Source organism: Desulfobacter sp. UBA2225 (genome assembly GCF_002348205.1).
Lineage (GTDB): Bacteria > Desulfobacterota > Desulfobacteria > Desulfobacterales > Desulfobacteraceae > Desulfobacter > Desulfobacter postgatei.
In genome coordinates this window covers 1-20,064 of record NZ_DDYV01000066.1, presented here as the reverse complement: position 1 = coordinate 20,064, position 20,064 = coordinate 1, and the positions used below count along the sequence as shown (strand labels likewise).

General features: G+C 47.6%; 20 protein-coding genes. 4 read left to right on the top strand and 16 right to left on the bottom strand.

Translation table 11 applies throughout. The features are described 5' to 3' along the window. Window positions 1-21: 21 nt before the first annotated feature. Together B3D59_RS03580 and B3D59_RS03575 are read right to left on the bottom strand one after the other, a co-directional pair. Complete coding sequence (locus tag B3D59_RS03580) at window positions 22-834, bottom strand: potassium channel family protein (RefSeq protein ID WP_286817738.1); 813 nt, start codon at window positions 832-834, stop codon at window positions 22-24. A 46-nt stretch (window positions 835-880) separates the two neighbouring features. After that, window positions 881-1,081, bottom strand: a complete 201-nt coding sequence (locus B3D59_RS03575) for a hypothetical protein (protein ID WP_286817737.1) — start codon at window positions 1,079-1,081, stop codon at window positions 881-883. Window positions 1,082-1,178: 97 nt separating this feature from the next. Here B3D59_RS03575 and mobB point away from each other — a divergent pair, with 97 nt between their 5' ends. Further along, the gene (mobB, locus tag B3D59_RS03570) at window positions 1,179-1,730 is read left to right on the top strand and encodes a molybdopterin-guanine dinucleotide biosynthesis protein B (protein WP_286817735.1); all 552 of its coding nucleotides are present in this window, start codon (window positions 1,179-1,181) and stop codon (window positions 1,728-1,730) included. Then, on the top strand, window positions 1,727-2,590 hold the full coding sequence (locus tag B3D59_RS03565) for a hypothetical protein (RefSeq protein ID WP_286817734.1): 864 nt from the start codon (window positions 1,727-1,729) through the stop codon (window positions 2,588-2,590). The genes mobB and B3D59_RS03565 overlap by 4 nt, the downstream gene beginning before the upstream one ends. Window positions 2,591-2,596: 6 nt before the next feature. On the opposite strand, the gene panC is transcribed toward B3D59_RS03565, so the two are convergent. Both panC and B3D59_RS03555 read right to left on the bottom strand, forming a co-directional pair. Then, window positions 2,597-3,445, bottom strand: a complete 849-nt coding sequence (gene panC / locus B3D59_RS03560) for a pantoate--beta-alanine ligase (protein ID WP_286817747.1) — start codon at window positions 3,443-3,445, stop codon at window positions 2,597-2,599. Continuing rightward, complete coding sequence (locus B3D59_RS03555; protein ID WP_286817733.1) at window positions 3,445-5,148, bottom strand: hybrid sensor histidine kinase/response regulator; 1,704 nt, start codon at window positions 5,146-5,148, stop codon at window positions 3,445-3,447. The genes panC and B3D59_RS03555 overlap by 1 nt, the downstream gene beginning before the upstream one ends. Before the next feature lie 390 nt (window positions 5,149-5,538). Here B3D59_RS03555 and B3D59_RS03550 point away from each other — a divergent pair, with 390 nt between their 5' ends. Then, window positions 5,539-6,618: a GGDEF domain-containing protein gene (locus B3D59_RS03550; protein ID WP_286817732.1), complete on the top strand. Its 1,080-nt coding sequence runs from the start codon at window positions 5,539-5,541 to the stop codon at window positions 6,616-6,618. A 31-nt stretch (window positions 6,619-6,649) separates the two neighbouring features. On the opposite strand, the gene B3D59_RS03545 is transcribed toward B3D59_RS03550, so the two are convergent. The 12 genes from B3D59_RS03545 to B3D59_RS03490 form a co-directional block, all read right to left on the bottom strand. Next, the gene (locus B3D59_RS03545; RefSeq protein ID WP_286817731.1) at window positions 6,650-7,267 is read right to left on the bottom strand and encodes a thermonuclease family protein; all 618 of its coding nucleotides are present in this window, start codon (window positions 7,265-7,267) and stop codon (window positions 6,650-6,652) included. An 8-nt stretch (window positions 7,268-7,275) separates the two neighbouring features. Further along, the gene (locus tag B3D59_RS03540) at window positions 7,276-8,088 is read right to left on the bottom strand and encodes a 50S ribosomal protein L11 methyltransferase (protein WP_286817730.1); all 813 of its coding nucleotides are present in this window, start codon (window positions 8,086-8,088) and stop codon (window positions 7,276-7,278) included. After that, on the bottom strand, window positions 8,075-8,434 hold the full coding sequence (locus B3D59_RS03535; protein ID WP_286817729.1) for a hypothetical protein: 360 nt from the start codon (window positions 8,432-8,434) through the stop codon (window positions 8,075-8,077). Before B3D59_RS03535 ends, B3D59_RS03540 begins: the two co-directional genes overlap by 14 nt. Next, on the bottom strand, window positions 8,427-9,077 hold the full coding sequence (locus B3D59_RS03530; RefSeq protein ID WP_286817728.1) for a YkgJ family cysteine cluster protein: 651 nt from the start codon (window positions 9,075-9,077) through the stop codon (window positions 8,427-8,429). The genes B3D59_RS03535 and B3D59_RS03530 overlap by 8 nt, the downstream gene beginning before the upstream one ends. Window positions 9,078-9,087: 10 nt before the next feature. Continuing rightward, window positions 9,088-10,464 (bottom strand): tRNA uridine-5-carboxymethylaminomethyl(34) synthesis GTPase MnmE, encoded by a 1,377-nt coding sequence (gene mnmE, locus B3D59_RS03525; protein ID WP_286817727.1) that lies wholly within the window; start codon window positions 10,462-10,464, stop codon window positions 9,088-9,090. Further along, window positions 10,465-11,502, bottom strand: a complete 1,038-nt coding sequence (gene jag / locus B3D59_RS03520; RefSeq protein ID WP_286817726.1) for an RNA-binding cell elongation regulator Jag/EloR — start codon at window positions 11,500-11,502, stop codon at window positions 10,465-10,467. Between the two features lie 9 nt (window positions 11,503-11,511). After that, entirely contained in the window at window positions 11,512-13,185 is a 1,674-nt protein-coding gene (yidC, locus tag B3D59_RS03515; protein WP_286817725.1) for a membrane protein insertase YidC, read from the bottom strand. An 85-nt stretch (window positions 13,186-13,270) separates the two neighbouring features. Continuing rightward, window positions 13,271-13,483, bottom strand: a complete 213-nt coding sequence (gene yidD, locus B3D59_RS03510) for a membrane protein insertion efficiency factor YidD (RefSeq protein WP_286817723.1) — start codon at window positions 13,481-13,483, stop codon at window positions 13,271-13,273. Next, the gene (gene rnpA, locus B3D59_RS03505) at window positions 13,484-13,831 is read right to left on the bottom strand and encodes a ribonuclease P protein component (protein WP_286817722.1); all 348 of its coding nucleotides are present in this window, start codon (window positions 13,829-13,831) and stop codon (window positions 13,484-13,486) included. Window positions 13,832-13,847: 16 nt separating this feature from the next. Next, a complete protein-coding gene (gene rpmH / locus B3D59_RS03500; RefSeq protein ID WP_276999839.1) occupies window positions 13,848-13,985 on the bottom strand; it encodes a 50S ribosomal protein L34 in 138 nt (45 codons plus the stop codon). Between the two features lie 171 nt (window positions 13,986-14,156). Beyond that, a complete protein-coding gene (locus B3D59_RS03495; RefSeq protein ID WP_286817721.1) occupies window positions 14,157-15,740 on the bottom strand; it encodes an Rne/Rng family ribonuclease in 1,584 nt (527 codons plus the stop codon). A 25-nt stretch (window positions 15,741-15,765) separates the two neighbouring features. Beyond that, a complete protein-coding gene (locus B3D59_RS03490) occupies window positions 15,766-18,291 on the bottom strand; it encodes a TIGR03960 family B12-binding radical SAM protein (protein WP_286817720.1) in 2,526 nt (841 codons plus the stop codon). 82 nt (window positions 18,292-18,373) lie between these two features. Here B3D59_RS03490 and asnS point away from each other — a divergent pair, with 82 nt between their 5' ends. Further along, window positions 18,374-19,753: an asparagine--tRNA ligase gene (asnS, locus tag B3D59_RS03485; RefSeq protein WP_286817718.1), complete on the top strand. Its 1,380-nt coding sequence runs from the start codon at window positions 18,374-18,376 to the stop codon at window positions 19,751-19,753. Window positions 19,754-20,064: the final 311 nt, after the last annotated feature.

Sequence of the window (20,064 nt, the reverse complement as noted above, 5' to 3'; positions counted from 1 at the left end):
TGTGAAATACTGGTTATGATTTTAGTTTTTTACGGCAATCGTTGCCTCCGGGTCAAAAGGATTGGTACGAATTGCCAAAGAAAAAAGATAGCCATAATTTTTTTTGATATAACGAAGATAACGCAGCCATTCAAATATCAACAAATTATAGACCCTTGAGATATCCCCTTCAAGGTGTTTACGGTCAGAGTCCAATAATTCAGATAAATTGTTGCGGTGTGAGAGTTCGTCCCGCAGATGGAATATTGCACGAAGCAATTCCGTAAAATGCTCGTGTTCCTGAATCGTCGGATTTTCAATTAATCTTAAAAGCAAATCTGCCCGGCTTTGCATACATGTCAATAAAGCCGCCAGGTCTCCTTTATGCGAATTGATCGAAACCCGATGTTTTTTTAAAAGCTGATATGCGTTGTTGAACTCTTCATTTTCCCATTCTGTTGAAATTTTGAGATTTTTGTATAACCCGTCTACTTCATGATCAAATTGGACAAAATGTTTTAAAAGGTCGTTCCCCATTTCACTGAAAAACAATCCCAACACCATATTGACTTTTTCTTGCCGAATTTTTTCTTCACGACGGTTGACAAATACGTCTGTAATACTGGCAACTATACTTAGAAACGTCCCGACCCCCCCAATGATGATGATGATGGTCAGAATTTTACCGATTTCAGTTTTCGGATGGATATCGCCATAGCCCACAGTCGCCATAGTTACAATTGAAAAATATATGGCATTGATCAATGACATATTCTCAAAGAGCATGAACCCGCTGATGCCGATTGAAAGCAAGACAATAAAAATTGCAGAGTATATTTTTAACCGAAACTTCATAGGTTTTCAGGCCGAGCCGAAACACATTCGTTTTGATTCAGCTGTGCTATATTGTGTTGTCCTTTGGTAAATTTTCCGGGAATACATCCGGAACCCGTACCAGCATGAGTTCATTTCCACAAAAAGGGCAAAACAGGCTTGCAACATTATTTTCATCCATGATGGATTCTGATTTGAATGTCACTTCAAAGGGATTTGCCCCCGGGAACGAGCAATTATGATTAACGCAAATATAAGATAAATCCATAATATCCTCCTTTTCTTGACTTTTTTACATGTGCATTTTATACCTTAGCCCTATTTAATCCATGGTTCAAGAATAAAAAACATTCAAGGCTGTGTATATGAACAGTAAAAAAACGCCTCGGGTTGTTTTAATTGTCGGCAAATCCAACTCCGGGAAAACCACTTTGATGGAAAAGCTGATCAGAGAGCTGAGCTCACGCGGGTTTCATGTGGGATCTGTGAAACATACCCATCATAATTTAAATTTTGACAAAAAGGGAAAGGACAGCTGGCGGCATAAAAATGCCGGTGCTGTTGCCTCACTTATTGTGACGGATACAAAGGTGGCCCTGGTAAAAGAGGATACCCGTCCGGACGAAGAGAAATTTTTTCACTATCTGGGTGATACGGACCTTATTCTTGCTGAAGGATTCAAGACATTGTCTCTTCCCAAAATTGAGGTGTTCAGGAAAAATAGCCCCCATGAAGCCCCTTTGTGTCTTGAAGACCCTAATCTTGTTGCTTTTGTGACAGATACGGATATCCGGCCCGGGAAAAAAAACTGTTTTGGGTTAGAGGATATAAACTCGCTTGCTGATTTCCTTGAACACCATTTTCTTGCTTCCTTTTCCAGAAAGTCTCCCCATCAGGCCAGGGCGCTTAACGGATGAAATCCCATCAAATCCTTATTTTAGGGATCTTTGTTTTGGGCATGACAATGTTTACGGCAAAAGCCTTGCCCAATTGTCTTCAATCCCTTGAAAACGGGCACATAGACTGGACAACTGGCCTTTTCACGGCCACAGGCCATGCCTCCCCCGAAATCAATGCCGAAGGCAAGGCTGTGGGCATGCCTGGGTCTGCCAGAGCTTGTGCCACCCGGAACCTGATTGCCATTCTCAAGCAGATCAAAATTTCAGGGGATCTCACGGTTGGGGAATACGCATCAACCCATGATGCCATTCTTGCCGGGATTGAGAAGGTTGCCCAGGATGCCCGGGTTTGCCGTCAACTGTATACATCTGCCCTGGATGTGGACGTTTGGGTGGAGGCCACATTCTATGGTCGGTTTCTTCAACTGGTGCTTCCGGATCACATCCGGCAGATCCCCAAGATCAGCGAACTGAAGCAGGGCTCGGCTGAACCGGTTAAAAAGACGCTTTCAGCCGTTGTCGGTGCCAAGCCATATACCGGACTGATCGTGGATGCAAGAACGTTAAATTTTGAGCCCCTACTTTATCCCACCATTGTCAGTGAACAGGGCAGGGAAATCTATTCATCTGTTTTTATAAGTCGGGAATTTGCCGTTCAAAACGGGGTCTGCAGCTATCTGTGCGACATGGGCCAGGCCCTTGCGTCTGCCAGAACCGGTTCAAATCCGCTGGTGGTGAAGGCATTAAGAAAAACCGGGGACAAAACCGGCGCCATTGTGATGAGCATGGCAGACGCCAAAACCCTGGACAGGGAGACCGAGCGCCACATCTTTTTAAAGGAGTGCCGGGTGATTGTCGTGGTCAAACCGCCGGTGTAAAAAAGATCAGGTCGGCTCAATAAGGGCATTGTCAATCAGCCTTGATTTTCCGACCTGTACGGCCAGGGCCACAAGCGTTTCTGCCTGGACGGTTTCCACCGGCTCAAGGGTCCGGGGATTGCACAATTCAATGTAATCAATCCGGGTGTGCTCAAATGAGAGTATAAAGGCTTCCATCTCCCTGACAAGATCCGGAACAGACCGGATACCCTTGGCAACCCTTTGTTTTAAAAGGCGGATGGCTTTGGAAAGGCAGACGGCGGAAGTCCGCTGCTCCGGCGTAAGATAGGCATTTCTGGAGCTCATGGCCAACCCGTCTTCTTCCCTGATGATCTCCCCGCCGATGATCTGGATATTGAAATCCAGGTCCTTCACCATCTGTCTGATGATGGCAAGCTGCTGGAAGTCTTTTTTTCCGAAAATCGCCACATCAGGCATGACAATGTTGAACAGTTTGGTCACCACCGTGGCCACTCCCCCGAAATGGACAGGGCGGGACCGGCCGCACAGGTACTGGGGAAGATGGTCCAGAGAGACACGGGTCTGGTAGTTTGGCCCGTACATTTCGTTTTTATCCGGAAGGAAAACAGCTGTTACGCCTGCCTGCTGTGCCAGATCCAGGTCATTGCGAATATTGCTGGGATAGGCGTCCAGGTCTTCATTGGGGCCAAACTGGGTAGGATTGACAAAAATGCTCAGGACCAGCTCATCACTCAACGGTTTGCCTATTTCAAGCAGCGAAACATGTCCTTTGTGAAGGTATCCCATGGTGGGTACAAAACTGATGGTCTTTCCCTCTCTTTTTTTTGCAGCAGACCAGGCCTGCATCTCCGCTTTTGTTTTTAAAATATCCATCATCTGTTAAGTTCCTCTTTTACGGCAATGCCCATATCCAATATGGTATAGGGTTTTTTAACAAAGGCCCCTGCTCCTATAGACAGGGCTTTTAATACATCTTCTGATTCCGAATGTCCACTTGCAAGAATGGCTTTCTGGGACGGTCGGATTTTTTTGATCCGTTTGTAGGTCTCGAGTCCGGAAATGGAGGGGGCCATGACCATATCTAAAATCAGTAGATCCACAGGGGTCTGCATGATGAAATCAAGGGCCTGAATCCCGTCGGCAACGCTAAACACCTTGTACCCTAAATTTTTAAGGATGGTTTGTGCAATTTTACGCTGGCTTGCCAGGTCATCCACAACCAGAAGGGTTTCTCCCTTTCCTCTGATCTCCTCAATGGAGGTGGGTTGACTTGTCATAGGCAGCTCCGAGCGAAGGGCAGGAAACAGCAGTGTGAACTTTGTTCCGTTTTCATCAGAGGCAACAAAGATTTCTCCTTGGTGGTCGAGAACCGTGTTTTTTACTAGGGTCAGGCCAAGACCACTGCCGGACCTTCCCATCTTCTTTTTGGTGAAAAAGGGATCAAAGATTTTATTCAGGCAATCTTCAGGTATCCCTTTTCCGGCGTCCAGCACTTCAAGCATCACATATTCGCCCGGGGACAGATTCTGTTGCGTGTACCCGTCTTTCTCACTGTCCACATAATGGTTGGCTGTTGACAGGACGATTGTGCCGTTGCCGCGGCCTGCCGTTGCCGCAGTCTCTTCAAGCGCATTGATCACAAGATGCATAATGCTTTTTTCAATATGTCTATAGGAGCCGGATATGGTTAAAAGTTCAGGTTCAAGGTGCATCTCAATATCCACCTTTCCGTATGCCGTTTTTATTTTTTCAAACTCTGGGGCAGCCATGAACCGCTTGATAATCGTATTGATATTCAGGAGCTGGCATTCCTCTCTGATCCCTCTGGAAATGGTTAAGAGGTCACTGACCACGGCAGAGGCGTTTTGGCCGGACTCTTTAATAATATCAAGGCTTGCTCGGATTTTGGGGGACAGGGTGTCGTCCATAAGAAGTATTTCAGGATAAGTGGCAATGCCTGCCAGGCTGTTGTTCAGATCATGGGCAACACTGCCTGCAAGATCTCCTAGGTTCTTTAGTTTTTTTGAGCTGTTAAGTTCTTTTTTAAGGGCCTGCAATTTTTTTTCATCTGATATATCCCGTATGATCCCATGGAATGTATCCTGCCCGGATCCCTGGATAGGCTCGGCCAGGATCTCTACAGGCAGTGTCGAATTTTCACCTTTGGAAATGAGGCACTCCATGGAAAAGGGTTGGTTCTCACCGATAAGGGTATTAAAGCGATCCCTTGCATCTTCGGGTAAGATGGACGCCAACGGTTTATTTAGAAGAGCCATGGCGTTTTTACCCGATATATGTTCCGGATCTCCGCAAATAAATGTGGCATTCAGTCGAGAATCCATGGCCCACATCAAATCCTTTGAATTAGATACGATCAATCCGGTTTCTTTCATAACTAGTTTAATGCTTTTTACCCATGAAAGCAGCAGGATAATAAATGATCCGTTGAGCATGAAGAAAATCAGGCAAAGGGGCTTGCCTGTCTGGGCGGGCAGAAAAAGAATCAACAGAGCGAGAAAGATAAACAAAGCAGCCCAAATTTGCAGAAGTCCGGTAATTTTATGTAAGAATTTCATGCATCTGGGGAAATTCAGAGTTGTGTTGTTTTTTTCGGAAGGCGGCATTAATCCGGGCTTGTTTCAATTATTTATTTTTAAATAGTTAAGGCGTATTAGGCTTTTCATATAACTCAAAAAGCCAACAGATAACAAGAAAATCTTCTTTTGAAATTAAAGGTCTCTTCCGGCGTCACTCCTTTGGCGGGGGATGACAGAACAGTGACGCAGAACCCTGCAAGTTTTTCCTGTTTGTTGGATTTATGTTAAATGCAAATTTGGCGTAATGTATTGAAATTTAATTGAATGTTTTTGTTTAAGCGTGTCTGGCATGCTTGTTGCTTTTTATAATTTTAATATTTACAAAAAGGCAAAAAATATAAAATTTAATTTTATAAAAAAGGAAGGGCCATGAGTAAAAATCTTGATAGATTGAGCCATCGATTATCAGCTGTTTTCGGCCTGGTATTCGGATCTTCCCTGAATAGGGCCGATGCACAGAACAAACTGGCCCGCCATATTGTGGCTCTGAATGGAAAAACATCTCCCGCAGAAATTATAACTGAAGTGGCGGACTGCCTGAAAGGTATTCTTGGGTACAGGCTCTTTGCCTTTGTGAATAAAAAGAATGCCGGAGTGGATGTGTGGCTGGATCCCAGAATGTATAAACGCTCCATAGAAGATATTATCATAAGAGATTTCCAGATTAAGGACGCCAAGGATCTCACCTATCTTAATACGCATAAAGACCGGGAGGCATGCCTGGAAAAATTCAATCTGGATTCCCTGGTGCATTACGACCATAAAGAAGAAAATTGTTATTCACGGCTTTATATGATGCCCTGCAGGCCCATCTCCGCATTCCATGATGATGTGGTCCGCATTGTTCTCCAGGGCTGCAGCGTAGCCCTTTCAAGGCAGATTAAGATCGAGCAGCTCAAAGATGCCGCCACCATTGATCCTTTAACCGGCTGCTATAATCGCAGGGCTTTTGATGCCCAGCTCATAGGCCATGCAGCCGCTGCCGACCGGCACAAAAAACCATTGTCTGTTGTTATGTTTGACCTGGATCATTTTAAATCTTTAAACGATACTTACGGCCACTTAGGCGGCGATGAGGTGTTAAAGGAAGTCAGTGGTCTGGTTCGCCGGAATATACGTACAGAGGATATTTTTGCCAGGTACGGCGGTGAAGAATTTATCGCCATCCTGTCGGAAACCGATAAAATCCATGCCATTGAACTTGCAGACAGACTCAGACAAAAGATTTCCGCATTGCGTATCCCGTTTAATAATCGTACCATACGCGTGACTGCCAGTTTTGGCGTGGCTCAGTTGGGGGGCGATGCCGATATCATGAAATTGGTTGAAGATGCCGATTCCATGCTTTATAAAGCAAAATTCAACGGACGCAATACGGTTATGCCGGGACTGATAAAGGTGCATAGGGATGAGAATGCACAATCATTGAGCCTGGCAAAAGTTCATTGAGCCTGGCAAAAAGGCTGTTTTGGGATGGGCGCTACCAGGGGTTTTCTTTCCGCCATGTTTTTGGACTCTTGTACGCCTTCCCCTGTGACCAGATACCCGCTCTTCTGCGCCTTGCATCAGCTTCAGCTTTCCTGTAAGGGGCGGGATCAAGCGTTTTAGGTAATTTACCCCGGTAAACTTCGGCAAGGCCATGGCGGACCATGGCCAGATTAATGTTCACGTCCTGGGAAAAAATTTCCGCCAGAATCCGGTTGTACCCGCCGGTACCGTATTGTTTCAACCGGACTTTTTTTCCCTGAATGAGTTGTTCTAAAAACTTTTTTGCCTGTTGGGAATAGGGCTGCCCCTTCTTTTTTGACCCGCCGGTCTCCGGGGTGTCAATGGCCACCATGCGGATTCGAAATTCAAGATACTCCCCCTGAACCTGAACCGTATCCCCGTCAAAAACTTTTATGACCGTAAAATTGGATTTATCTATGGTGGAACTGACGGATTCCGGTATTTGCGTCGCTGTTTTATCATAAGGAGAGCTGACATTGGAAAAGTGCCGGATGCCGTTTTCGTCGATCCAGCTGTAAACATCACACCTGGCCTGGGATACGCTTAAGGCCAGAAGCACGGTTACAAGAATTTGAATGGCAGGCCGCATGGGTTTCTTTATTCTTTTTTTGTCAGGGTTAGGGCTCCCCACATCTTTTCTTCTCGTTCCCAGTCTATGGAAAATCCCATGGCGCTGTAATAAGTTTTTAAGTCGTCCATTTCCCAGTCCCTCACCCCTGAAAGAATCAGGTATCCGCCGGGCACCAGAATTGAACAAATATCAGATGCAATCTGTTTAAGGGTGGGAATTCTTAAATTGGCCATAACAAGGGAGAGGCTTAAATCCCGGGGCGTCATGATGTCGTGTATGACGTTTATCCGGTTTTCAAGGCCGTTGGCTGCAACATTCCGGCAGGCTTCGCTGACGGCATTGGGGTCTGTTTCCCAGGCCGTGCAACGGGACATGCCTGCAAGGCAGGCGGCAATGGCAAGCACCCCTGAACCTGTGCCGATATCTCCTGCCTTACGGCCTTGAAGATGATCTGACGACCCGGTTGAAAAAAAAAGTCTGTCCAGGGCGGCCAGGCAAAGCCGGGTGGTGGGGTGATGCCCGGTACCAAAGGAGATGCCGGCGATTATGCGGATATCTATATCATTGGGGCCTGCAATGCTTTCAATATCAGGGGGCAGAATAAAAAAACGGTCCGTGATCCGGACCGGTTTTGAAAAGCTTTCCATGACATAGGTGGACCCATACAAATCCTGGTAGGCAACATCCTGGCTCTGAACAAGGGATGTAAGCACTTTTTTTGCCTGGAATGGTGTCAGGGAAAATTCCCGGCTGATTTCACGGATATAAGCCCTGGCGGTGAGGCGTACCGTGGCATCATTGAGAATGCCCAGGGCTCGCTCCCGGTTAAAGAGGGTCATGTCCCTCTTTTACAAGCAGTTTTGTATACCATTGGGCAAAATCAAACATGCCCCTGATTTTCTCCTCGTCATTTATGATGCCAATGCACATTTCAAGGGCGCCCTGGGCATAGCTGTTGGAATAATCATCCGCATCAATGGCTGTGAGAAACTCACGGATCAGCTCCTGGGAGGTTCGTTTGGTTTTATCCTTGCGGATGTCAATAGGATCTTTGGGTTCCTGAAACGGGTCCCATTTGTCATAGCCTGTTTTCATTATCTGCCGCTGGCCTCGTTTTCCCATGGCATCGAAAATGGCTTTTTTTCTTTCTTCAATTTCTTCGGGCGAGAAGTATGTCTCAGCCATCTTTTTTTACTCCAAGAAATTCATCGTTAAACAGGGTAACCATGGCCATGGATACGGGAATAAGCAGTTCATGCATCCGGATGTTGGTTGAATTAATATCTCTTACCAGTTCGGCAGACAAAAGCTGGAGCTGGGTGTATATTTTGTCCATGTTCAGGGTGGGATAGGCCTTACCCTGGACAAAATTGGTCCGGCCACAGATGTGGGAAGCGCCTGCCGTGGAGGTAGGAATCCCGTATACCCGACAGGTAATAGGGCGATACTCGTACATCAGGCACAGATTGTTTTCCCCCAGAAGGGGACAGCGGACCCGTTCCTGGGACATTTTTCCCACAATTTCAAGCTGGTCAACTCCTTCCCTGACTTTTTTGTATGCCTCTCGCTTCATTTTGACCAAAGCACGGTCTGTTTTATCGGCAATGGCAAGCAGATCGGCCTTTTCATTGCCTGAAAATTTTTCATTAAATTTGTGATTCAGATACAGCGCCTCAATCAGTGTCAGATCAAAAATGGCATAGCAGCAGTCCGAGCATTTTTCCCTGCAGAACACCTCTTTGGGAAACTCCTTTTTAACCCGGTCAAAGACCTGGTCAATCATGCTGACAATCGCTTCGTATTTTACAAAATGTTTATCTAAGTCCATGGGTATACCTTTACTTACCAATGCAAAAATTATTGAAAACAGCATCAAGGATGTCCAAAGATGCGGTATCTCCGGTAATTGTTCCGAGATCGTCAATACAATTCTTAACATCCAGCGCCAGGGTCTCTTCCTCCTGACCGTTTTCAAGCCCTTCCATCATCGTTGTCATATGCCCAAGGGCCTGGACCAGGGCGTTTTTATGCCTCAGATTGGGAATGACCGCATCATTTCCAATTTCCAGATTGCCGATGCAGGTCTCCAGAAGTTTTGTTCTCAGTGTGTTTATGCCTTTTCCTGTGAGCGCAGAAACCTCGATGGGGGAAGGGTCTGCATATTTTTCGGGCAGTTGGGGAAGATCAAGTTTATCAGCCAGGTCCATTTTATTGATGGCAAAAATGATCGGCTTATCTTCCGGAAGAATCTTTGATACGGTTTTTCCCGGAAAGGGTTTTCCGGGTTCAATCACATACAGGATAATATCCGCAGCATCTATCTGATCCCTGGCCTTTTCAATGCCGATGATCTCCACAAGATCATCTGTCTGGTGGATGCCCGCCGTATCAACAATAACAAAGGGAATACCCTCAATAGTCAGGTTGTCTTCAATGGGGTCCCGGGTGGTACCGGGAATGGCCGTGACAATGGATTTTTCCTTTTCCAGAATCCGGTTCATGATGCTGGATTTTCCAACATTGGGCTCCCCGCAGATGGCCAGGCGTATGCCGGTTTTTAAAAAACAGGCGTCCTTATGTTGTTGGATAAGACTCTCAATCTTGTCTGCAACGGATTGAAGGGTGGTTTTGTCCTCAATGGTGTAGGAAAACGCGCCTGCCTCATCGGGAAAATCAATGGCAGCCTCAAGTCGGGCCAGAAACTGGGTCAAAACAGATATCATATCCCGGATACTTTGGCGCAGCACACCAAGGTTCTGGGAGGCGGCAAATTTAAGGGATGAGTCTGACCGGGCATTAATGATCTCTGCCACAGCTTCGGCCTGGGTCAGGTCAATACGGCCGTTTAAAAAGGCTCGCCGGGTAAATTCTCCGGGTTCTGCAGGGCGTGCCCCAAGACTGAACAGCAGATCTAATATACGCCGAAGAACAATGGTGCCGGAGTGGGCCTGGATCTCCACAACATCCTCGGCCGTATAGGAACGCGGGGCTTTCATGGGGATGACAAGCACTTCGTCAACCGTGGTATCTCCGTCGCATATAAAGCCGTGGCTTACCCTGTGGGATATAAATTGCGGTGCCTTTTTTTCCCCATGGGCCGGCGTCTTTGAAAAAATTTTAGCAGCCAGATCAAAGGACGTGGGTCCTGAAATCCGAATGACACCGATGCCGCCGCTTCCAAACGGGGTGGCTATTGCCGCAATTGTATCTGTCATTTACTTTTTGAACCGCTTTTTCCCTTTGTAGGAGTTGCGTTTTTTGGGGAAAATAACCAGACGTCTGTAGTACCCGTCTCCCATGCTCTGGGTGCGGACCTGGTCATCTTCCTTTAGGGCAAGGTGGACAATCCGGCGATCCTGGGCACTCATCTGGTTAATGGTGGCAGGCCGTCCGGTTTTTTTGGCCTTTTCCGCCATTTTTAAGGCCAGGTGCTTTAGATTTGCCTTCCGGGTTTCCATATAGCCTTCAATATCAACTTTAACCCTGACACGGGCTTCGCTCTCGCGGTTGATGATTTTATCCGCAAGAAACTGCATGGCGTCGAGGGTCTGTCCCTTGCGCCCAATCAGAATGCCGGTATTTCCACCGCTGATTTGAAGGGTGAGTTTGTTCTCCTCGGTTATGGCTTCAACATGTGCATCTTCGGTGATCAGGTCTACCATTTTTTGTACTGTTTTAACACCTAGGTCAATGGATGCCTGGGAGACTGGCTCCGGGGGCAGTTCCTCTTTGTTCGGCTTTTCAGGCCTGGGTGTCGGGCTGGCATCCCACCGGCCGGTATCTTCATCATCTTCAAGTAGCGGCTCATCATCTTCAAATAGCAGCTCATCATCTTCAAGTAGCGACTCAGTATCTTCAATTCGCGGCTCGTTCTCCGGATTCTGAATTTCTTTATCGAGACTCTCCGGTGTCTCTTGCGGTTCTTTTTCTTTTGACGGCGTTGGTTTCGGTGCCCGCTTTTGGGTTGCAGGGGGGGGGGATTGTTTGGGTTTCGGTTTGGGATCGCTCTGGCCAAAGGCCTCATCCACAATGGAAAGAATGCCTTCTTTGTCTTCCTTTGATGGCTGTACCTTTTGGGTCGGAACCGTCACACGGATCCGGGCGTCTTTGCGGCCGACGATACCGAAAATACCGGTTGTTCCCGTTGAGATCACATTGTATTTTAATTCTTTTTTGGGGATGTTAAGCTGCCTGCATGCCGCCTCAACGGCTGATGTGACATTCTTTCCGGTAAATTCAAGAGGTTGGTTCATGCGTCCTCCTTAGGCTAAGATCTTTTGTGTGTAATACTGCTGGCCCATTGAAATGATGTTGTTGACAAACATGTACAGAACCAGCCCTGCCGGAAAGTTGATAAACAGAACCGTCATGAATATGGGCATAAGCATCATCATTTTTGCCTGCATGGGGTCTCCGGCCGTGGGTGTCATTTTCTGCTGGAGCAGGAATGATGCGCCCATGAGAAGCGTCAGCACAGGAATACCGTAAGGGGCGTCCATGAAAGGGATGGAAAAATTAAAGTGAAACAGGCGGTCCGGACCGGACAGATCCTGAATCCATCCCACAAATGGTGCGTGGCGCAACTCAATGGCCATGTAGAGCATTCGGTACAGGGCAAAGAAAATGGGCATCTGTACCAGCAGCGGCAGGCACCCGGAAGCCGGGTTGACCTTGTATGTTTTGTACAATCCCATGATCTCCTGATTCATGCGTTGCTTGTCGTTTTTGTACTTTTCCCGGATTTGCATCATTAAAGGCTGTACTTTTTTCATCTCATTCATGGACTTGTAGCTTTTGGTGCCCAGGGGCCAGAAAATCAGTTTAATGAAGATGGTCAGAAGAATGATGGCCACCCCGTAATTGGGGAGAATGTCATGGATAAAGTTCATGGCAATGAGCAGCGGCGTGGCCAGAATATCAAAAAAACCGAAATTAACGGATTTTTTTAAAAGATTGTCATACTGGCTTAAAATTTTATGGCTTTTGGGGCCCATATACAGGGTAAAGGACAACTGGTTTTGTTTATCCGGATCCAATCTGGGCATTTGGGAAACCAGTCGGTTGGTTACAACGTCATTGGCAAAGGAGAGCTTCAGGGTGGATGTCTCCGGGGTGTCCGGCATCACTGCCGTCAGGAAATAACGGGTGGTGTAACCGACCCAGCCCACAACACCCGAATAAGTGTCCTTGTCTTCAATGTCCTTGGGCTTGATGGTGGTAAACTTGTTGTCAAGATAGGCTACCGGTCCTTCAAATGCGAATCGGGAGCGTTGGTTTACCTCTTCATCGAAATGACCTGGAACACTGATGCTGATGGCGTCGTTGACCGGTATGTCCGAACCATTCTGAACAATGATGTTACAATGGATAAGGTAGGAGTCTGCCTTGAAGGTCAGCACTTTTTTTACGGTAATACCGTCCGGGTTTGTCCAGGAAAAGGTAATATTTTTTTCCCCCTGGTTCAGGGAAATATCCTTGCTGTCCGCATCGGATGAGAAAACAGCATCGGCCAGCCCCCTGATACTGCCCTGGGCGGTATTAATTGAAAAAATACCCCCGGTAAGATCGGCCACTTCCTTGGTTACCAGTTGTTTTGCAGGAGAGCCCTCATCATTGGTTTCCCTGTAATCATTCAGGGTCAGGCTTGTTACCGCAGCTTTATGCTCACTGACGCCAATGGTGTAGTAGGGGGTGGACACCGTAATGGTACGAAAGTCCCGTAAGCCCGCCTGGTTTCCCGGGACAGGTGCGGGTACTGCCTCCGGGGTGACGTTCGAAACCTTGGCGGAATCGGATACAGGCGAATCCATAGTCTGTAACGGAGCTTCCTGGTTTTGATTATCAGGCTGGGGTGCGGGTGCGAAAAAAAACTGATAGCCGAAAAGGACTACAACTGACAGAGCCACAGCTAAGAATAATCGTTTTTGCTCATCCATCTTCTCTCCTAAAAACAAGGGGTTGTTTCAAAACTGTAAAGAAGAGGAAGCAGGTGACGCTTAACAGGTTGTTTTTAAAGCTATTTTAAGGAACCGGATCATAACCGCCAGGTCGGAACGGGTGGCAACGCAATATTCTTTTTATTGCTAAAATGCTGCCTTTTATACTGCCATATTTTTGGATCGCTTCCAGGGCATAGTGCGAACATGATGGCACATACCTGCAATGGGTGCCAAGGAGCGGCGATATAAAAATCTGATAAAACCTGATCAATATGGATAACATCGGCCTGCTCATTTATGTCGATGCAATTTTTTCAAAAAGTTTATTAAGCTTTTCATTAATCCGTTTATTGGACAGTGCTGTCAGACCTTTTCTTGCAATTATGCTGATGTCGTTTGTTCCGGATACAAAATTTTTCCTGTGTCTGAAATATTCTCTTACAAGCCTTTTTATTCTGTTGCGCGCGACTGCATTCCCCACTTTTTTAGATACGGTAATTCCAATTCGATTGTTTTTTTCTGTTCCCTTTGAAACAGCAGCTATAAAATAACTGGTTCGTATCTTTCTGCCATGTTGTGAAAGCGTTAAAAATTCGGCCCGTTTCCGGAGCCGAGCATCTTTGGGTAAAGAAAAGTTACTCAATACACCCCTGAAAGATTTAAGCTGTGGTCAGTCTTTTTCTTCCCTTGGCCCGCCTGGCATTAATGACACGTTTGCCGCCCGGGGTGGACATTCTTTTCAGGAATCCGTGTTTTCTGGTTCTTTTCCGGTTGCTTGGCTGATAAGTGCGTTTCATAAAATTCTTGTTCCTTGTCCTGTCTTGTTATTAATTGTCAATATATCAGTTGCATAAACTACAATAAACATGGAATACTAATCCATATATTCATTAATGTCAATCAAACAGACGTTGGTTTTTAAAAATCAAATAGAAAAATAAGGGCTGGAGGGTGCTATTGAATCGTCCCTATGGCATATCTTCTTCTTTTGAAGGGTTAGGGGAAAGGGACTCAAATATATGGTATTCCTCAATATGGTAATGGGGTTCCGGGTAAATGAAAATCGGTTTTGAAAATGTTGATTCCAGGGAAACCCGTAGATGGTTTTCACTGCCGTGGAAAAGTTGGGCAATTTCCGGATGTACTTTTACCGTAAACCTGTTGCCCATCATATCCTTGGCTTCGGCGGCCAGATCCCTGTAAATTTTGTAGCAGATGGATTTGCCCGACAGCAGGTAGCCGTTTCCATTACAGTAAAAACAGGGTTCACAAAGGGTCCGGGTCAGATTGCGGCGGGTGCGTTTGCGCGTCATCTGAACCAGACCAAGTTCCGTAAGGGGGAGAATATTTGTCTGGCTTTTATCTTTTTTCATGGCTTCGTGCATCTGGGCCATGACCTTGTCCTTGTGGGCGGTTTTACGCATGTCAATGAAGTCAATGATAATGATGCCGCCGATATTGCGCAGCCGGATCTGGTAGGCAATCTCCTTGACTGCTTCCAGGTTGGTTTTCAGGACGGTTTCATCAAAGTTGCGTTTGCCTACATACCGTCCGGTGTTCACGTCAATGGCCACCAGCGCTTCGGTCTGCTCAATGACAATATACCCGCCTGATTTGAGCCAGACTTTTTTTTTCAGTGCCCGGGTGATATCCCCTTCAATATTGTACGCGTCAAAAATGGATTCCTTTCCCTGATAAAGTTCAACGGAAAGGTTGAGATCGGGCATCAGTTTTTTCAGAAAATTCTGAACGCGTTCATATTCACTTTTTGAATCAATGATCAGTTTGTCCGCTTCATTGGCCAGAAGATCCCTGACAGCCCGGAATGTGGCATTAAGATCTTTGTAAACCAGGGCGGTGGCCGATATGGTTCGGCTTCGTTCCTGGATATCGTGCCAGGTATTGTTTAAAAATTCGATCTCTTTTGACAATGTGGCTTCATCAATGTCCTTGGCCTGGGTTCTGAAAATATAGCCGAAATTATTTTTACGCAGCCCTTTGAGCATTTCCCGCAGCCGGGTTCGTTCTGTTTCATCCGTAATTCGCTTGGAAATGCCTATGTGATCCACCGTGGGCATGAGCACCATATATCTGCCGGCCAGGGAAATATGGGTGGTGACCCGTGGCCCCTTGGACCCGATGGATGATTTTGCCACCTGGACCAGAATTTCCTGGCCTTCCACAAGAAGCCCCTGGATGGCGCACTCCGGTGCGGGTGCTTTCCAGGAGTCGGATTCTTCGTCTATCTCATCAACCACCAGTCCATCATCCCGTTCTTCGGCATCCGTGTCCTGTTCCAGCTGTCTGCACAGCTTAAGACTGGCGGAATCCAGTACATCATCCACATAGAGAAATGCAGCCTGGTCAAATCCGATATCCACAAACGCAGCCTGCATACCCGGCAGTACCCGCTGGACTCTGCCTTTGTAGATGTTTCCTGAAATACTTGTGTCATCCCTGCGTTCATTAAAAACTTCGACAATGCTCCCGTCTTCCAGCAGGGCGACCCGGGTTTCATGGGGAGCACAATTGACAACAAGCTCTTTGAGCATAACAAATCCTTATGGTCTACTTAAGTTAACCCTTCAATTTCTTTATTCTTGCATCCTGTACAACTGTATCATCAACACCAAACCCCCCGGCCAGAATTTCTGCAGGCCTCACGATTCGTTCATTATAGGATGTCAGCGTCATTTCAAGGCGGATAGGGGATATCAGCCGTACGGATGAAAGCGCTTTTCGCAAATCTGTTTTTCGAATTTTACCCTTTTTGCTGATATCTTCAACCATAAATTCAGACAGGGCCAGAAACCGGTCCAGGTCGGGCTGACGGATACAGGGCGCTTCAAAGGAGATCTCATAGGTGTCCCCGGGTATGGGGGGGTGCGGTGATTTACGAAAAAGCGTGCAGTCTGTAATCTCAATGCCCCGGGGTAGTTGGGTGTTCAGGACGGAGATGATTCTGTGGGGCTTCAATCCTTTTTCAAGATAGAGGTAAAGGCTTTCCTCCTCGCTTTCCATGCCTAAAGGCAGGGCGGTTGCAAAGGACATACGCATGGACGGATTAAACCCCTTGGAGTATTTTACGGCAAAACCTGTGCGCTTGACGGCCCGTTCGAAAATGGTCGCCATTTCCAGGTGGCCGAAAAATCTGGCGTCTCCCAGTTTGGAAAATTTCAATTCATATTTGATAAACGCATCGTCCGGCAGGCGGGCCGGTTGCGCGCCTATCCTTTTATCCGGGCTTTTATCTGAAAGCGCGTTCTGAGCCGCATTATTTTCTTGAACCACAGGGGCAATGGTTTTAAAGTCGCAAATGCCGCACCCGGTGCAGGCGTTCTCCCGGCAGTCCGGTGTCAGGGCCATCTGTTCGGCTTTTTTTAATTCGTTTTCCAGGAACGCTTTTTTAATGCCGGAATCAATGTGGTCCCAGGGCAGGGGTTCGCTCGGGGTTCTTTGGCGGGAGGTATAAAAGGCAGGATCAATGCCTGTGGCTTCAAAGGCCTGTTCCCACAGGCTGAAATTGAAACGGTCACTCCACCCGTCCAGGCGGCATCCCAGTTCAAATGCCTTGACCAGTAAAGGCGACAGGGCCCGGTCTCCCCTGGCCCAGACCCCTTCCAGAAGGCTCATTTTGGGGTCCTGCCATTTCAGATTGACCTTGGGATGCCGCAGATTGTCCTTCAGGTACTGCAGTTTTTCACGGGTTTGCTCCAGGGTCATCTGGGCATGGCGTTGGAATGGGGTGTGGGCTTTGGGTATAAAGCAGGTAACCGATACGTTGATCATCTGCTTTCCTTTGGTGTATTTGGAAGCCAGGCGCTGGGAAAGATCTGCAATCCCCTGGATATCATCCATCTGTTCAAAGGGAAGGCCTGTCATAAAGTACAGCTTGATGTTTTTCCAGCCCAGGGAGAGGGCGTTTTCAACGGTTTTTGCAATGCTCTCTTCGGTGAGGTTCTTGTTGATGATGTCTCGCAGGCGCTGGGTTCCGGCCTCGGGCGCAATGGTAAAACCGGTTTTACGGACACTTTTGATCAGTTCCATGAGCTGGGGTGTCAGTTTTTCCGCCCGGATGGACGGCAGGCTGATGGCATTGCACTGGCCCTGGCTCAGCAACAGAAGTTCTTCTATGAGTGTCGGCAGTTGCGAATAATCTCCGGTGCTCAAAGAGAGCAGGGAGATATCCGAGTAGCCCGTGTTTGCCAGAGATGTTTGGGTGATTTTAAGAAGATCTTCCAGGCTTCGTTCCCGCACAGGCCTGTAAATCATTCCCGCCTGGCAGAATCGGCAGCCCCTGGAACATCCCCGGGCGATTTCCAGGCGCAGACGGTCATGGACCGGTTTTCCAAAGGGCACAATCGGTGAAATGGGAAAATCTTCAACGGTCAGTTCCGTCAGGATGGCCCGCCTGATAAGGGAGTGGTCCTCATACAGCGGGGTCAGAACCTGGTGGCCTTCACCATCCCTGGAAACGGTAAAAAAGGATGGTACATATACGCCCTCAATCCGGGAAAGTATCCTGAGCAATGTCTTTTTTTTGCCGTCGCCCTGTTTTTTGAACGCAATCACGGCATCTGCCACCCGGGTAATAACCTGTTCTCCGTCCCCGATGACAAAGGCATCGAAAAAATCAGCCAAGGGCTCGGGATTAAAGGCGCAGGGGCCGCCGGCAATGATCAGGGGAAAGGTATCATCCCGCTGATCCGCGTAAAAGGGGATACCGGACAGATCAAACAGGGTCAGAATATTGGTGAAATTGAGTTCATATAAAAGACTGACGCCGATGATATCAAATTGATCCAGGGGGGTTCGGGTCTCCATGGAAAGGCAGGGCACCTTTTTTTCCCGCATGAGGGCTTCCATGTCCGGGGCCGGGGCAAAGAATCGTTCTGCTGCAATATCTTCCCGGTTGTTCAGAATGGAATAAAGAATTTGAAGTCCAAAGTGGGATGTGCCGATTTCATACAGGTCCGGAAAGGCCAGGGCAAAGGTTAGATCAACCTGGGACAGGTCTTTTTTCACTGTGTTGATTTCATTGCCGGAATACCGGGTCGGGGTCTGGACCCGGTTAAGGATGTATTGATAATTTTTATCATGCATGATACTGAATTTCTTTATATTCTAACCTTTACTTTACCTATTTAAAAATCAGTAACTATATATTTTCAAAACGGAAATTGCAATGAAAAGAACCAAGATAAAGGCTGTACTGGATATGGCTGCCTCACCGGGTGAGGTTTTTGTACAGGGATGGGTCCGGACAAAAAGGGACGCAAAGGATTTTAGTTTTATTGAACTCAATGACGGTTCGTGTCTGGCCAATATCCAGGTGATTGCCGGAAACGGCCTGGCTGAATACGACCAGGTGGAAAAACTGACCACAGGTTCTGCCGCCGGGGTAACCGGTCAGCTGGCGGCATCGCCCGGCAAGGGCCAGAAATGGGAAATCCAGGCCACGGCCGTGGATGTGATCAGCATTGCGCCGGAAACTTATCCGTTGCAGAAAAAGCGGCATACCGACGAGTTTTTGCGCAGCATTGCCCACCTTCGGCCCCGGACCAACAAATACGGTGCCGCTTTCAGGATCAGATCCCGGATGGCCCAGGCCATTCATACCTTTTATCTGGACAAGGGATTTCATTATCTTCACTCCCCGTTGATCACAGGCTCTGACTGCGAGGGTGCAGGAGAGATGTTCCGGGTCACCGCCCTTGATCCGGCTGATGTTCAAAAACAGGGGAAAATGGATTTTTCCAGGGATTTTTTCGGCCAGGAGGCCAATCTCACCGTATCCGGACAGCTCTCTGCCGAAATGTTTGCCCTTGCCCTGGGTGATGTCTATACATTTAGCCCAACCTTCAGGGCGGAAAATTCCAATACCCGGCGCCATGCCGCAGAATTCTGGATGCTGGAACCGGAAATGGCCTTTTGTGATCTTGAGGGCGATATGGACCATGCCGAAGAACTGGTTAAATATTTGGTCAGCCATGCCATGGAACACTGCAAAGAGGATCTGGACCTGTTCATGCATTTTGTGGACAAAAACCTGGGCCAGCAGCTGGAAACACTCATCAGTAAACCCTTTGCCCGGCTCTCTTACAGTGACGCCGTGGACATTTTGAAAAAATGTGGCAAAACATTTGAATATCCGGTTGAGTACGGCATTGACCTGCAGTCTGAACACGAGCGGTTTCTGGCTGAAGAACATTTTAAGAGACCAGTATTTCTTACTGATTATCCAAGACAGATCAAACCCTTTTACATGCGCATGAACGATGACGGCCAAACCGTAGCTGCCATGGATCTTCTGGTTCCGGGCATCGGCGAACTCATCGGGGGCAGTCAGCGCGAGGAGCGCTTAAACGTGTTGGACGCGCGGATGGATGAGATTGGTCTTGATAAAGATCCCTACTGGTGGTACCTGGATTCCCGCCGGTTCGGCACCGTGCCCCACGCAGGCTTTGGCATGGGGTTTGAGCGGTTTTTAATGATGATTACCGGAATTTCCAATATCCGGGATGTGATTGCCTTTCCCAGAACCCCGGGTTCCATTGATTTTTAGGCCATGCCGGAAGACTGAAAATAAAAATGAGGTTAATCCCAAATAAGGTTGAATTTAAAAGGGCACTATTCAGATCTGCATAACCTTCAAAATTTTCATGTTATCCCGTTAAATAAGTGTGCATGAAAGATAAACGGAAACCACAGATTAACTTGTTCACGGCGGCTCCGCCGCCGTGAATCGCGGCGCTGACTTCGTCCAGCACCTTGTCCCGGCGCCTCTGGCGCCAGAACAAGGTACTGGACCGGACACCGCACACCGATCATTCAGACTGCGTCTGCCTGATCGGCGCACGGCGCCGGTCAGCACCG